This window comes from Nocardia sp. NPDC046473 (assembly GCF_040645995.1).
Lineage (GTDB): Bacteria > Actinomycetota > Actinomycetes > Mycobacteriales > Mycobacteriaceae > Nocardia.
Window position 1 is genome coordinate 242,667 of record NZ_JBEYZJ010000013.1, and the last position, 14,312, is coordinate 256,978.

Here is a 14,312-nt window from a genome sequence, read left to right on the forward strand (position 1 = left end):
TCGCCGGACCGCTATTTTCCGTATCGATTTCCGTCCGCCTTCATTTCGTTCAGTGGCGGTTAAGAGAACAATGTACAAAAAGAAACGGTGGTGGCGAAAAATGCAGCGTGTTGAAGTATGTTGTAGCCCATGCTCGTTCGCTCCACTCGGATGGCGGTCCTCGGTGTCGTCGCCGCCGTCCTCGCTGCCTGCGCACCGACGCAACACGCCACCGAGACCGCAACGCACGTCGATGATTACGGCACACCCGTAGGCACGCAGCCGGTGCGTGAGGGCGGTGATCTGGTGATGGGCCTGTCGAACGACCCGGACAAGCTCGATCCGACCACCTCCAGCTCGCTCTATATGCGCTACGTGATGAGCACGATCTGCGAGAAGCTCTACGACAACGACGCGTCCGGAAACCTGGTGCCCCAGTTGGCCACCGCGCTCCCGGATATCTCGGCGGACGGGCTCACTGTCACCATTCCGGTGCGCAGCGGGATCCAGTTCGCCGACGGCACTCAGTTCAACGCCGACGCGGTCGAGACCAGCTTGCAGCGGCACTGGAAGATGGAAGGCTCCCAGCGCACCGGCGAGATGGGCCCGATCGACGAGATCGAGGCCGCCGACTCCACCCACGTGGTGATCAAGTACAAGGAGCCGTTCGCCCCGCTCACCGCCGCGCTCGCGGACCGCGCCGGGATGATCATGTCCCCGACGGCGCTCAAGGAGTCGGACAAGAACTTCGGCGATCACCCGGTGTGCGTCGGGCCGTTCAAGTTCGTCAAGCGGGTGCCGACCACGTCGATCGCGGTCGTCCGCGACCCGTTGTACTACGACGCGAAGAACGTGCACTTCGATTCGATCACCTACCGGATCATGGCCGATCCCAAGTTGCGCGCGTCGAATCTGCGCTCCGGTGACATCCAGGTCGCCGACACCATCTCCCCGCAGGACGTGGACGCGATGACCAAGATTCCGCAGCTGCGGGTGCTGCAGTCGGGGTCGTTCGGCTTCCAGGGTCTGTATCTCAATGTCGGCAATGTCGACGGCGCGGGCAAACCGGTCAAGCCGATCAACACCGCCATCGCGAAAGACGCGCGGGTCAGGCTGGCGTTCTCGCTGAGCACCGATCGGGAATCGCTGGTCAAGAAGGTGTTCAACAACTGGTACGACACGGCCTGCACGCCGATCGCGCCACGCACGTCTTATGCGACACGGGCCAGCACCGTATGCCCGCTCTTCGATCCGAAGCGATCCAGGGAGCTGCTCGAGGAGGCGGGTGTCCAGCTCCCGTACCCGGTCACCATGCAGGTGATGAACGTGCCGGATCAGCTCCAGTACGCCCAGGCGCTGCGGGACAGCGTGGCGGAGGGTGGCTTCGATCTGCGGATCGTGCCCGCCGAATACTCGGCCATGCTGGACGCGCAGAAGAAGGGCACCTACGAGGCCCTGCTGCTCGGCTGGTCCGGCCGCATCGACCCGGACGGCAACATCGCCCGGTTCCTGACCACCGGCTCGAACGGTAACTACAGCGGATACAACTCGCCCGCCCTGGACGACATCCTCGGCTGGGCCGCACACAGTACGAGCGCCGCGCAACGCGGCGCGCTTTATGAGCAGGCGGTGCGGTATATCGCACGGGAGAACCCGTATGTCTACACCTACCGGCTGCGTAACTTGACCGTGCACTCGACATGGGTGACGGGCATCGAGGTGTACGCCGACGGCACTGTCCGGCTCGGCAAGGCCGCGTTCGTCGCGGATCGGAAGGGCTGAAAATCCATGTTGCAGTATGTGTTTCACCGTCTGTGGCAGTCCGCTGTCACGTTGGTGCTCGCGTCGATCGTGATCTTCATCGGGGTGCGCGCGCTGCCCGGTGACCCCGCCACGGTGATGGCGGGCGAGCAGGCCGACCCGGCGGCCATCGCCGCGGTGCGCGCCGAACTCGGGCTGGACCGGTCGCTGCCGGTGCAGTACTTCGAATTCGTCTGGCACGCGCTGACCGGTGATTTCGGCCGGTCGATCCGTACGGGCACGCCGGTGATCGACATGATCGGCACCACGCTGCCGGTGACCGTGCAGCTCGCGGTGTACGCGATGATCATCGCGGTGCTGGCCGGGGTGATCGGCGGCGTGATCGCGGCCGTGTACCGCGGCCGCTGGCCCGAGTGGGTGGCCAACGGGTTCTCGCTGGCCGCGCTGTCGGTGCCCACCTTCTGGGTCGGCATCCTCTCGGTGCTGTATCTCTCGGTGCACCTGAACTGGTTCCCCGCCTCCGGTTACGTCTCGCCGTTCGAGCATCCGCTGCGCGGCCTCTACTTCCTTACGCTGCCGGCGATCATCCTCGGCCTCGCGCACGCCGCGGTGGTGCAGCGCCAGACCAGGTCGTCGATGGTGGAGACGCTGACCGCCGACTTCGTTCGCACGGCCCGGGCCAAGGGCCTCGGCCGCGGCGCGGTGATCTTCCGGTTCGGCCTGCGCAACAGCCTGATCGTGGTCACCACGATCGTCGGCCTGCAGCTCGGCGGGCTCATCGCGGGCGCGGTGGTCACCGAGCGCATCTTCAGCCTGCCCGGCATGGGCAAGCTGACTCTCGACTCGGTGTTCACCCGCGACTACCCGGTGATCCAGGCGGTCATCCTGGTGATCGCCGCGGCCTACATCGTGATCAACCTGCTGGTCGATGTGCTGTACACGGTGATCGACCCCCGCGTGCGAGTGTCCGGGAGGGCGCAGTGACTATTACCGATACTCCGGTCGTCGAAAACTCCCCCGGCGTCGAGAACAAGCCGCTGGAAACGCCGCCGCTGGCGGCGGTGCGTGGTCGGGTGCTGCGTCAGCTGTTGCGCAACCCGCTCGGCGTGGTCGGCGGCGTACTGCTGCTGATCGTGATCTTCGTCGGCGTGTTCGCGCCGCTGCTCGCCCCGTATTCGCCGAGCGAGGTGCACTTCCCGACCCCGTTCCAGCAGCCAGGCACCGTCGGATTCCTGTTGGGCACCGACGATCTGGGCCGCGACATTCTGTCCCGCGTGTTGTACGGCACGCGTGCCTCGCTCGAGGTCGGCGTGCTGTCGGTGCTGTGCGCGGTGCTGATCGGCGTACCGCTCGGCCTGCTCGCCGGGTACTGGCGGACGCTGGACATGATCCTGTCCCGGCTGTCCGACGTGCTGCTCGCCTTCCCGTTCATCATCCTCGCGGTCGGGCTGACCGCGATCAACGGCGGCGGGCTCGCCGACGCCGCGATCGCGCTCGGCATCGCCCAGGTGCCGATCATGATGCGGGTGGTGCGCGCGGAAACGTTGCGGCTCAAGGAAACCGACTTCGTGCTCGCCGCGAACACGATGGACGTGCCGTCCTGGAAGATCCTCGGCGAGCACATCCTGCCCAACTCGCTGGCGCCGATCATCGTGCAGGCCACGGTGATCATGCCGACCGCGGTGCTCGGCGAGGCGATCCTGTCGTTCCTCGGGCTCGGCATCAAGCCGCCCGCGCCGAGCCTCGGCATCATGCTGTCCGACGCACAGCAGTACCTGACCCGCACGCCGTGGCCGGGCATCTTCCCCGGTGTGGCGCTCGCGATCATCTGCTTGGGATTCAACCTCTTCGGCGACGCCCTGCGGGACGCGCTCGACCCGAAGACACGGCGCTGAAGGAGCCCGAATGAACACAGTATCGCCTAGCGATTCCATGAGGGGCGGCGGTCGGGTGGCGGGTGGGCCAGAACCACTCTTGGAGATCAGCGATCTGCGGGTGTCCTTCGGTGACGTGACCGCGGTGCACGGCGTGGACCTGGTCGTCCAGCCGGGGGAGCGGGTCGCGGTGGTCGGCGCCTCCGGATCCGGCAAGTCCACCATGGCCCACTCGATCATCGGCCTGCTGCCCGGCTCCGGCCGGGTGACCGGCGGCACCATCAAGTGGCGTGGCGAGGACATCACGCACGCCGAGGAGAAGCGGCTGCGCGCGTTGCGCGGCAAAGAGATCGGGCTGGTACCGCAGGACCCGATGTCCAACCTGAACCCGGTGTCGCGGGTGGGTCGACAGGTGTCGGAAACCCTGCTGGCGCACAAGCTCTGCACGCGCAGCGAGGCGAAGGAACGCGCGATCGAGCTGCTCGGGCAGGCGGGTCTGCCCGAGCCCGCGCGGCGCGCGCGGCAGTACCCGCACGAGTTCTCCGGCGGTATGCGCCAGCGTGCGCTGATCGCGATCGGCCTGGCCTGCCGGCCGGATCTGCTGATCGCCGATGAGCCGACCTCGGCGCTGGATGTGACGGTGCAGCGGCAGATTCTGGATCATCTGGAGAAGTTGACGCAGGAGCTCGGCACCGCGCTGTTGCTGGTTACCCATGACCTGGGGCTGGCGGCCGAGCGGGCGGACCGGGTGGTGGTGATGTCGGACGGGCGGATCGTCGAGTCGGGGCCCGCGCGGCAGGTGCTGACGGATCCGCAGGAGGAGTACACGCGGCGGTTGGTTGCGGCCGCGCCTGCGTTGATCGCGCCGCGGCGGGCTGATCCGGTTGTGGTGGACGAGGTGCTCGAGGAGAAGGCTGCGGGTGGCATTGCCGAGGGTGCGGCTGCTGACGAAACAGCCACTGGCGGTACGGGTTCCGACGAGAAGGCCGCCGAGGACAAGACAGCGGCCGAGGACAACGCTGCCGACGAGAAGGCGATCGACGAGAAGGCTGTCGATAGCAAGGTTGCCGTCAAGAAGGCCGCCAAGGGCAACGGCAAAGTGGTTACCGAGAAGGTAGTCGCGGAGACCGAGGTCGAGGCAGCCGACGGCGAGGCCGCTGCTGAGAAGTCTGCTGGCGACAAGAGTGCCGACGAGAAAGCCGTTGCCGAGAAGGCCGCCGACAAGTCGACCGACGCGGCGGCTGTTGACGATGCCGCCGAGGAGAAGGCCGCTGACGCGAAGGCCGCTGACGACAAGTCGACCGATGCGGAGGTTGCCGGCGACGCTGCTGCCGAGCAGGGCGCCCACGGCGAGGTCGCCGACACGAAGACTGCCGACGACGCAGCGGCCGAGGCGAAGGTCGACACCGCGAAGGTGTCCGCCGACGAGCCCGCTGCCGACGAGCCGTCAAATGCGGTGCCCGCCAAGGATTCGCCGATCCTCGAGGTGTCCGGCATCAGCAAGGAGTACCGGATCCGCGGTCGCGGTGGGGTGCTGCGCGCGGTCGACGACGTGTCGTTCACCATCGCGCGCGGCCGCACCACGGCGATCGTCGGCGAGTCCGGCTCGGGCAAGACCACCACCGCGCGGATGGTGCTCGGCCTGGTCACCGCCACCTCCGGCACCATCAAGCTGAACGGTGTCGACATGGTCGGGCTCAGCGGTGCGCCGCTGCGTGCGGCGCGGCTGTCGATGCAGCCGGTGTTCCAGGACCCGTACGCCTCGCTGGACCCGATGTGGACAGTCGAGCGGCTGATCGCGGAACCGTTGCGCGCCTTCGGCATCGGTGATCGCGAGGCTCGCCGCAAGCGGGTTGCCGAACTGCTGGAGCAGGTGGCGTTGCCCGCCGCGATGGCGCACCGGTACCCGAACGAGCTGTCCGGTGGTCAGCGCCAGCGCGTCGCGATCGCCAGGGCACTGGCCATCGAGCCGCAGCTGGTCGTGTGCGACGAGGCGGTGTCGGCGCTGGATGTGCTTGTGCAGGACCAGATCCTGACGCTGCTCGCGTCACTGCAGGAGCGGCTCGGCGTCAGCTACCTGTTCATCTCGCACGACTTGGCCGTGGTTCGCGCGCTGGCCCACGAAGTTGTCGTGATGCGGGATGGCCGTGTGGTGGAACAGGGTCCGGTCGAGGACGTCCTCACCGCGCCTGCCGACCCGTACACGCGCCAGCTGCTGGACGCGATCCCCGGCGCGGGTGTCCTCGGCGGTGGCGTGTCCGGCGATGACAAGACCGACGCCGATGCTGTCGCAGCAGCGGTCGATAGTGAATTGGCTGCGAAGGTCTAAGGACCGCAGCCGAACCCAGCCCCCGCGTCGCGGCTGACTACGCGGCGCGGCAACAGCCGCCCCGACCCATCCGTGGGCCGGGGCGGCTTGTTGGTTGTCGCCCGCCGCGCATCTATTCTCCAGCCGCGCAAGTAATTGCTGGCAATCTTGTGCGCGGCTGGAGAATTTGTGCGCAGGCTGAATCTGAACGGGGCGCTGTTCGTTTTCTACTCGGAGACGATCGCGACGGCGTCGATCTCGACGAGCATTTCCGCCCGCGGCAGTCCCGTGAAAACGGTGGTGCGGCTGGGCAGTACGTCACCGGTGGTGTTGGCGTTGACGAACTCGCCGTAGGCCTCGTTCATCGCGCCGAAGTCGTCGCGGGTGGTCAGGTAGACGCGCAGCATCACCACATCGTCGAACGTCGCCCCGCTCGCGTCGACGATCGCCTTCACATTCTGCAGCGTGCGGATGGTCTGTGCCGCAACGTCACCCGGGTACAGGTACTCGTTGGTCACCGGGTCCACCGGGCCCTGTCCAGAGACCTGCACGAACGGCCCCTTGCGCACGCCCTGGGAGAACGTGTGCGCGGGGGCGGGCGCGTCGGTGGTGCGGACGGCGATCTTCTCACTCATGGTCAGCCTTTCGTGGATGTGGTTGCGCGGCCGGGGATCCAGCCGAGCTCGGCGGAGATGGCGTCGGCCGCCGCGCGAACGCGCGGCAGTTCGGCCAGCACCTGGTCGTGGTCGAGGAGCATGTCCGGCACCGACATGGAGACCGCGGCGACCACCGCGCCGGTGCCGTTGCGCACCGGGACACCGATGCAGTTGACGAAGCTCTCGTGTTCCTCGTGGTCTTCCGCATAACCGAGGGCGGCAACCTTTTCCAGCTCGATCAGGTAGCGCTCGGGCGTGCGGATGGTCCGTTCGGTGAACGGGTGGAAGTCGATCTTGTCGGCGATGATCCGCCATTCCGACCGGGGCAGCGCCGAGATCAGCACCTTGCCGACGGCGGTGCAGTGCAGCGGCGCCGGGCGGCCGACCCGCGAGTACATCCGCACGCTCTGGGTGGCGTCGAGCTTGTCGATGTAGATGACATCGCCGGACTCGTAGGTGGCCAGATGGATCGTCTGTTTGGTGTCGGCGTTCAACGCGCTCAGGTGCGGTCGCGCGAGGGTGCGCACGTCGCGCTGCTCCAGGGTGCGGTTGGCCAGTTCGAACAGCCGCGACCCGAGTCCGTACCGGTGCTGGCTGTCGTGGGTGACGAAGCGCTGCGCCTCCATCGTCTGCAGCAACCGCAGCACCGTCGACTTGTGCACGCCGAGCTGGGTCGCCAGCTGATCCAGCGATCGCGAATCCTCGCCGAGCGCAACAAGAATGGTCAACGCACGCGACAAACTCTGACTCATGACTGCGACTCGCTAGCTCTAAGGTGACTCACGACTCCGCCTCGCTAGCGCTCGGCTCCGTCGTGCGCCACGGCACACTGGGTACTTGATTCACTCGCTGACGCTCGTTCATGAGGCCACATTCTGATTGACGCTGTCGTTGTAATGCAGCTCGGCCCAAGCAATTTCGTCCACGGCGGCCAGTCGCTCCAGTATCGCCGGTGCGGGCAGCACGGCGCCGTCGCCGGTTTCGGTCAATGCCGCTGCGGCACAGAGGTGCCCGAATCGGAGGCGCTGCACGAGCGGTCGTCCGTGTAGCAGCGCGGCGAGATAGCCGCCGGCGAACGCGTCGCCCGCGCCGATCCGTTCGGTGATCTCCAGCCCGAGCGCGGGTACCTCGACGCGCTCGGTACCGGCGAATCCGGTGACCGTGTGCGCGTCGTTCTTGACGATCAGCTGCGCGGGTTCCGGGAACAGCGCGCGCAGCTCGTCGGCGTCGTCGGTGCCGAACACCGCACCGGCCTCGTCGGCGCCGAGGAACACCACATCGCTGCCGCGGACGTGGCGCGCGAGCACCTCGGCGGCCAGTTCGCCGCGGCCGGCCCACAGCGCGGGCCGGAAGTTCAGGTCGAAGCTCACCAGTCTGCCGTCCCGGGGGAGTGCGAGCAGCGCCTCGGTGAGGCCGGTCGCCGACTCCGAGAGCGCGGTGGTGATCCCGGTGAAGTGGATCAGACGGCATTGCGCGAGCAATTCGGCGGCCGCGGTCGCCGCGAGATCGGCGGGCGAGAGCGCGCTGGCCGCCGAGCCGGTCCGGTAATAGAGCATGCGGCTGGCCCGGTCGGCCAGATCGGTGGCCTTACCCGAGCCGCTGCCGCGCTCCTTGACATACACCGCGGTCGGCCTGCCCGGATCGGTGACGACCGCCGACACGTCGACGCCGCGTGCCGCCAGATGCGCGACGAGATATCTGCCGAACCCGTCGTCACCCACTCGGGACAACCACGCGGTGTCGACGCCGAGCTGGCGCAGCACGGTGGCCACGTTCGCCTCCGCGCCGCCCGCGGTCCGTTCGAAGATCTCCGACTCCTCCAGCGGTCCCGGCTGCGCCACCAGCACCGCGAGTCCCTCGCCGACGGTTACCGCCCGTGAGCGGGTCGACGTAGGCCACGTCACACCGATCTCCTTCCTGTGCTTGCGGCCACCGGCCATCCCGTGCAGAATAACCACACGAAACACGATGCGCAACAAGCATTGCAAAATATGCAATAGCCATACGCTATGCATAATGAGGTGAATTCGCTGGGAAGGAATGCCGTGGCGATCGACGAAGACGTCGTAGCAGGACTCGGAGACCGGAAGATCGGTCCCGAGCACAAAGGGCTGCCGCCCGCCGCCTGGGGGCGCACCGTGCGCGAATTCCTCGCCACCGCACCGAGTCTCGAGCAGTTCGAGACGCCACTGCTCACCATCGACCGGTCCGCCGTCGCGGCGAACATCACTGTGATGGCCGAGTGGGCCGGTGCCGCAGGGGTGCAACTCGCGCCGCACGGCAAGACCACCATGTCACCGCAGCTGTGGGCACAGCAGCTGGCCGCGGGTTGCTGGGGCATCACGCTGGCCACCATCTGGCAGGTGCAGGTGGCGCGTTCCTTCGGCGTCGGCCGGATACTGCTGGCCAATGCGCTCGTCGATCCGGTCGGATTGCACTGGGTGGCCGCGGAATTGGCGAACAATCCGGGCTTCGAGTTCGTCTGCTGGGCGGACAGCGTCGAGACGATCGAGCTGATGGACGAGCACCTGCGGTCCGCGCCGGGCTCGGCGCAGGTTCGGGTGCTCGTCGAACTCGGTGGGCCACATGGTCGTACCGGTGCGCGCACTATCGAAGAGGCGCACGCCGTCGCGGCAGCTGTCACCGGCGCGCAGCGGCTGACGCTCGCCGGCGTGGGCGGCTACGAGGGCGCGCTCGCGCACGACCGCACTGCCGACGCCACCGACACGGTGCGGCATTACCTCGACGAACTCGCCCGCCTGCATCGCGAACTCGCGGCCGCCGGACGGTATCCGGACGGCGCGATCGTGACCGCGGGCGGCAGCGCCTACCAGGACCTGGTCGTCGAACGACTGGCCGGTCTCGCCGATGAGCAAGGCGCACAGGGTGTTCCGACCTCGGTGGTGCTGCGGTCCGGGGCGTACATCATCCACGACGACGGCTTCTACTCGGGCATCTCGCCGTTCGCCGCGTCGCGCAGTGCGACGCCGCTGCGTTCGGCCATGCACGGCTGGGCGCGCACCGTCTCCCGTCCGGAGCCGGAATTGGCGCTGCTGGATGCGGGTAAGCGCGACCTGCCTTATGACGAGGGCCTTCCGGTGCCGCAATGCGTTGTGGGCAAGCAAGCTTCGGCGATGGACCCGGCGGCGACGGTTTCCGCGCTCAACGATCAGCACACGTTCCTGCGCCTGCCTGCCGGAACCGAGCTGCCGGTGGGTTCGGTGGTGCGGTTAGGCCTGTCGCACCCGTGTACCGCCTTCGACAAGTGGCGGCTCATCCCGGTGATCGATGACGCCGACGCGTCGTCGCCGCGGGTCGTCGACCTCCTGCATACGTTCTTCTGACGAGCCGATGACCATGACGGACTTACTCTTTCGCGACATCGACATCATCGATGGCACCGGTGGGCCGCGCTTCCGCGGCGACGTGCTGGTCGAGCAGGGGCGCATCGCGCGGATCGCCGAGCCGGGCAGCATCGACGGCGCTGAACGCATCGTCGATGCGGGACCCGGTGCGGTGCTGTGCCCCGGTTTCATCGACATGCACGCCCACTCGGATCTGCATCTGCTGACCGAACCCGGCCACTTCCCGAAGATCAGCCAGGGCATCACCACCGAGCTCATCGGGCAGGACGGCCTGTCCTACGCACCGATCGACGACGCCACCCTCGCGGTGGTGCGCCGCCAGATCGCCGGGTGGAACGGCAATCCCAGCGATCTCGACTTCTCCTGGCGCAGCGTCGGCGAGTACCTGGATCGGCTCGATCGCGGGATCACGCCCAATGCGGCCTATCTCGTTCCGCAGGGCACGCTGCGGTTGCTCGTGGTCGGCTCGGACCAGCGTCCGGCGACGGCCGAGGAGATCGGCCGCATGCAGGACTTGCTGGCGCAAGGGCTGCGTGAAGGTGCGGTCGGTATGTCCAGCGGGCTCACCTATACGCCTGGAATGTATGCCGACACCGGGGAATTGGCGGCGTTGTGTCAGGTGGTCGCCGAGTTCGGTGGGTTCTACGCGCCGCATACCCGGTCGTATGGCGCGGGCGCGCTCGACGCGTACGCGGAGATGATCGGCCTGGCGCGGACCACCGGCTGTGCGCTGCATCTCACGCACGCCACCATGAACTTTCACGTAAATCGTGGGCGGGCACCGGAATTCCTTGCGCTGATCGACGCGGCGCGGGCCGAGGGCTGCGACATCACCCTGGACACGTACCCGTATCTGCCTGGTGCGACGACGCTTTCGGCGCTGCTGCCGAGTTGGGCGATGTCCGGCGGGCCGGATGCGGCGCTGGCCCGGCTCGACGATGCCGAGACGCGGGCGCGAATTGCCGTGGATGTGAACGTGAACGGGTCCGACGGCTGTCACGGGGTGACCGTCGAATGGGAGACCATTCAGATCAGCGGCGTGGCGAACGCGGAGCTCGACGAGTACGTCGGCAAGCGGGTGGCCGAGATCGCCGCCGAGCGTGGCCTGGCGCCGGTCGAGGTGTTCTTCGATCTGCTGCGGCGCGACCAGTTCGCGACCAGCATCCTGCAGCACGTCGGGCACGAGGAGAATGTGCGCGCGATCATGGTGCACCCCGGGCATATGGGCGGCAGCGACGCGCTGCTCGCACCGGCTCGGCCGCATCCGCGCGCCTGGGGCACGTTCCCGCGCTATCTCGGACATTACGTGCGCGAACTCGGCGTGCTCGAACTCGAAGACTGCGTGCACCACCTGACCGGGCGGCCCGCCGATCGGTTGCGACTCCGTGATCGCGGCCTCGTATTCACCGGGTACGCCGCGGATTTGGTGGTATTCGATCCGGCCACCGTCGTGGACACCGCGACGTTCGACAACCCGAAACAGCAGGCGCGCGGCATTCGGCATGTGCTCGTCAACGGCGAGTTCGCCATCGAAAACGGCGCCCCCACCGGAACACTCGCCGGACGTGCGCTGCGCATGGACGCTTCGCGGAAGGAAACATATTGAGTACCTCGGCCATGCAGGTGATCCGCGCCGATCGCGTGCTGAGCGTGGTTCGCGCACCCGAGATCCCCGATCCGGTCGCGCTCGCCGAAGCGCTTGCGTCGTCCGGTATTCGGGCGCTGGAGCTCACCTTCACCACGCCGGGAGTGCTCGGCTATCTGACCGCCGCGCGCGCGGCCGAGGGTGCTGTGCTCGGTGTCGGCACGGTGCTGACCGGTGAACAAGCCAAGGCCGCCATCGACAGCGGCGCGCAATTCCTGGTGACCCCGGGTCTGCGCGTGGAGGTGGCGGAAGTCGCCGCGCAGCACGATATTCCGGTCGTGATGGGCGCTTTCACGCCGAGCGAGGTGCTGACCGCGCTGGATCTCGGTGCGGCCGCGGTGAAGATCTTCCCCGCCAGGGCGCTCGGCCCCGGCTACCTGAAGGACCTGCGTGGTCCGTTCCCTGACGTGGCGCTCATCCCTTCGGGTGGCGTCAACGCGGGTAATGCCGCCGAATTCCTGGCCGCGGGCGCAGTTGCCGTCACGGCCGGAACCGACGTTGTTGCCCCTTCCGATGTCGCAGCGGGCCGCTGGTCCGAAATCGCTTCGCGCGCGACATCGTTCGTTCGATCCATGAATTGAGAGGTCCACCATGGGTGCCACCGTAGATTGGTTGCGCACTACCACCCCGGGGCTGCTTGTGCTCTGTGGGCTCGCGATCGCTGTGTTGCTGTTCGCCATTATCAAGGTCAAGCTGGAGCCGTTCATCGCGCTGCTGCTCACCGGACTAGCGCTGGCGCTCGCCGCCGGGCTACCGGTGTCGAAGATCGTCGGCACGGCGATCAAGTCCGGTGATTCCATCCTGGAGACCGGCTTCGGTGGCATCCTCGGGCACATCGCGGTGATCATCGGGCTGGGGACGGTGCTCGGCGCGATCCTCGAAAAGTCCGGTGGCGCCGATGTTTTGACCCGCAAGCTGCTGGATCTGTTCGGTGAGCGGGGCGCTCCGGTGGCGATGGGCCTGCTCGGGCTCATCTTCGGCATCCCGGTGTTCTTCGATATCGGCATCTTCGTGCTCGCGCCGCTGATCTACGTGGCCGCCAAGCAGGGCGGTCGATCGCTGGTGCTGTACGCCATGCCGATGCTGGCCGGGCTCTCGATGACACACGCGTTCCTGCCGCCGCACCCGGGTCCGGTGGCGCTCGGTGGCCTGCTCGGGGTGAGCCTCGGTTGGCTGATCCTGATGGGATTCGTCTGTGGTATACCGGGATTCATTGCCGCGGGCATCGTGTGGGGCAGCTACATCGGCAAGCGCATCCAGGTCGAGGTGCCCGAGGAGTTCCTCGTCCGCAAGGACGCGGAGACGGAGACCGCTCCCGATGAGGGGGAGCGGGCTTCCGGCGGTTCGGGCGGCGTCGCCACCAAGACCGTGACCGCGACGCCGCCGTCGGTCGGCCTGATCGGCGCGATCATCGCCATCCCGTTGATCCTGATCCTCGGCGCCACCTTCGGTACCCAGTTGCTGGACAAGGATTCCCAGCTGCTGCAGGTGCTGACGTTCTTCGGCACGCCCGCGGTGGCGCTGCTCATCGCGGTGCTCGTCGCCTTCTACGTGCTCGGCGTGCGCCGCGGCTCCACCGTGCAGGAACTCAGCCAGCTCACCGCGGAATCGCTGCGGCCGGTCGGCATGCTGCTGCTGGTGGTCGGCGCGGGCGCCTTCTTCGGAAAGGTCATCTCCGCCACCGGAATCGGCACCGCCCTCGCCGACACCATGTCCGCGGCCGGGCTGCCCGTGATCGTTCTCGCCTACATCATCAGCTGCGGTCTCCGCATCGCCCAGGGCTCGGCCACCGTCGCCATCGTCACTACTGGCGGCATCGTCGCGCCCCTGGTAGCCGGTGGCGGCTACTCCCAGATGTCGATCGCGCTGATCGCCATGGCCATCGCCGCAGGCTCGATCATCCTCAGCCACGTCAACGACGGCGGCTTCTGGATCATCGCGAAGTTCTTCAACATGTCCGTCAAACAAACCCTGCAAACCTGGACCGTCCTCGAAACCATCCTCTCCGTAGTGAGTTTCGCGGTAGCGGCAATCCTGTTCGCCATCGTCAGCTAGCCCTGGCGGCCGACACCGAAGTCCTTTGCGGGGCTGGATAACTGGTGGAGCACCACGCTCGTCGAGACAACCGACGATCGCGGCCACCGAACTCCAGCCCCGCGTCGGTACAGGCAATGATTCCATTGCACCAGTGCTCGACTGGACGTGCTGACAGCGGAGTCATTGTGATCTATCGAATGCGGATCTATCGGGCCGTCGAGGAGAACCTCGCGGTCTTTCACGACTTCTTCCGGACGCATTTGCTGCCGGTGCAGCTGCGGCATGGGGCGCGGCTGGTCGGTCGGTGGGAGACGGAGGACGGGCGGGTCGTCGCTGTGTGGGAGTACGACGATGACGAGGCGTATCGCCGGATCCAGGCTGCGGTTGCGGCGGATCCGGCGACGCATCGGGCGCAGGAGGTTCGTCGGACCCTGCCGATGCTGTTCACCGCACGGGAAGAGGTGTTCATGCGGGCAGCTCCGGAAGGGCTGGCCAGTCCTAAATCATCTGATGGTGCAGGCTAATTGGCTAAGCCGTGGTGGCAGCGGGTGGCTTTCTCGGAGGGCGGGTATCAGCCTCGGTCAGCTGCCTCGAACGATCTGTGCCGCGCCTGCTTTTGCTCGCCGCGCACGAGATGGCTGGCTATTGCGTACGCGGCGGGCGAGGTTGTGCGCGCGGAGCGAGATT

The 14,312-nt window shown here is 67.2% G+C and carries 12 protein-coding genes and 1 pseudogene; 10 read left to right on the top strand and 3 right to left on the bottom strand.

The features are described 5' to 3' along the window. The first annotated feature begins 129 nt into the window (after positions 1–129). The 5 genes and pseudogenes from ABZ942_RS39880 to ABZ942_RS39900 all read left to right on the top strand — a co-directional run bounded on the left by ABZ942_RS39880 (position 130) and on the right by ABZ942_RS39900 (position 5,943). Positions 130–1,761, top strand: coding sequence for an ABC transporter substrate-binding protein (locus ABZ942_RS39880; protein ID WP_357391435.1), 1,632 nt, complete (start codon positions 130–132; stop codon positions 1,759–1,761). Between the two features lie 18 nt (positions 1,762–1,779). Next, positions 1,780–2,724: an ABC transporter permease gene (locus tag ABZ942_RS39885; RefSeq protein ID WP_357391436.1), complete on the top strand. Its 945-nt coding sequence runs from the start codon at positions 1,780–1,782 to the stop codon at positions 2,722–2,724. Continuing rightward, a complete protein-coding gene (locus ABZ942_RS39890) occupies positions 2,721–3,635 on the top strand; it encodes an ABC transporter permease (protein WP_357391437.1) in 915 nt (304 codons plus the stop codon). Before ABZ942_RS39885 ends, ABZ942_RS39890 begins: the two co-directional genes overlap by 4 nt. A gap of 37 nt (positions 3,636–3,672) precedes the next feature. Next, a pseudogene (locus ABZ942_RS39895) lies at positions 3,673–4,488 on the top strand (ABC transporter ATP-binding protein); the annotation flags it as partial. Beyond that, the gene (locus ABZ942_RS39900) at positions 4,471–5,943 is read left to right on the top strand and encodes an ATP-binding cassette domain-containing protein (protein ID WP_357391520.1); all 1,473 of its coding nucleotides are present in this window, start codon (positions 4,471–4,473) and stop codon (positions 5,941–5,943) included. The pseudogene ABZ942_RS39895 and the gene ABZ942_RS39900, both read left to right, overlap by 18 nt. A gap of 206 nt (positions 5,944–6,149) precedes the next feature. On the opposite strand, the gene ABZ942_RS39905 is transcribed toward ABZ942_RS39900, so the two are convergent. The 3 genes from ABZ942_RS39905 to ABZ942_RS39915 form a co-directional block, all read right to left on the bottom strand. Further along, a complete protein-coding gene (locus ABZ942_RS39905; protein WP_357391438.1) occupies positions 6,150–6,557 on the bottom strand; it encodes a RidA family protein in 408 nt (135 codons plus the stop codon). A 2-nt stretch (positions 6,558–6,559) separates the two neighbouring features. After that, positions 6,560–7,330, bottom strand: coding sequence for an IclR family transcriptional regulator (locus tag ABZ942_RS39910; protein ID WP_357391439.1), 771 nt, complete (start codon positions 7,328–7,330; stop codon positions 6,560–6,562). 108 nt (positions 7,331–7,438) lie between these two features. Beyond that, positions 7,439–8,482 carry a sugar kinase gene (locus ABZ942_RS39915; protein ID WP_357391440.1) on the bottom strand — a complete coding sequence of 348 codons (1,044 nt, stop codon included), beginning with the start codon at positions 8,480–8,482 and terminating at the stop codon, positions 7,439–7,441. A 105-nt stretch (positions 8,483–8,587) separates the two neighbouring features. Between ABZ942_RS39915 and ABZ942_RS39920 the strand changes: the two genes are divergently transcribed. The 5 genes from ABZ942_RS39920 (at position 8,588) to ABZ942_RS39940 (ending at position 14,149) form a co-directional block, all read left to right on the top strand. Further along, complete coding sequence (locus tag ABZ942_RS39920) at positions 8,588–9,922, top strand: amino acid deaminase (protein ID WP_357391441.1); 1,335 nt, start codon at positions 8,588–8,590, stop codon at positions 9,920–9,922. Positions 9,923–9,935: 13 nt separating this feature from the next. Then, positions 9,936–11,549, top strand: a complete 1,614-nt coding sequence (locus ABZ942_RS39925; protein WP_357391442.1) for a D-aminoacylase — start codon at positions 9,936–9,938, stop codon at positions 11,547–11,549. An 11-nt stretch (positions 11,550–11,560) separates the two neighbouring features. Next, positions 11,561–12,169: a bifunctional 4-hydroxy-2-oxoglutarate aldolase/2-dehydro-3-deoxy-phosphogluconate aldolase gene (locus ABZ942_RS39930; RefSeq protein ID WP_357391521.1), complete on the top strand. Its 609-nt coding sequence runs from the start codon at positions 11,561–11,563 to the stop codon at positions 12,167–12,169. 10 nt (positions 12,170–12,179) lie between these two features. Further along, positions 12,180–13,643, top strand: coding sequence for a gluconate:H+ symporter (locus ABZ942_RS39935; protein WP_357391443.1), 1,464 nt, complete (start codon positions 12,180–12,182; stop codon positions 13,641–13,643). Positions 13,644–13,810: 167 nt separating this feature from the next. Continuing rightward, a complete protein-coding gene (locus ABZ942_RS39940; RefSeq protein WP_357391444.1) occupies positions 13,811–14,149 on the top strand; it encodes an NIPSNAP family protein in 339 nt (112 codons plus the stop codon). The last annotated feature ends 163 nt before the right edge of the window (positions 14,150–14,312 follow it).

Excerpts from the sequence above, each read along its gene's own strand:
- ABZ942_RS39880 (WP_357391435.1), top strand. The coding sequence starts at position 130 with ATGCTCGTTCGCTCCACTCGGATGGCGGTCCTCGGTGTCGTCGCCGCC.
- ABZ942_RS39930 (WP_357391521.1), top strand. The coding sequence starts at position 11,561 with ATGCAGGTGATCCGCGCCGATCGCGTGCTGAGCGTGGTTCGCGCACCC.
- ABZ942_RS39935 (WP_357391443.1), top strand. The coding sequence starts at position 12,180 with ATGGGTGCCACCGTAGATTGGTTGCGCACTACCACCCCGGGGCTGCTT.
- ABZ942_RS39925 (WP_357391442.1), top strand. The coding sequence starts at position 9,936 with ATGACGGACTTACTCTTTCGCGACATCGACATCATCGATGGCACCGGT.
- ABZ942_RS39920 (WP_357391441.1), top strand. The coding sequence starts at position 8,588 with ATGCATAATGAGGTGAATTCGCTGGGAAGGAATGCCGTGGCGATCGAC.
- ABZ942_RS39910 (WP_357391439.1), bottom strand. The coding sequence starts at position 7,330 with ATGAGTCAGAGTTTGTCGCGTGCGTTGACCATTCTTGTTGCGCTCGGC.
- ABZ942_RS39905 (WP_357391438.1), bottom strand. The coding sequence starts at position 6,557 with ATGAGTGAGAAGATCGCCGTCCGCACCACCGACGCGCCCGCCCCCGCG.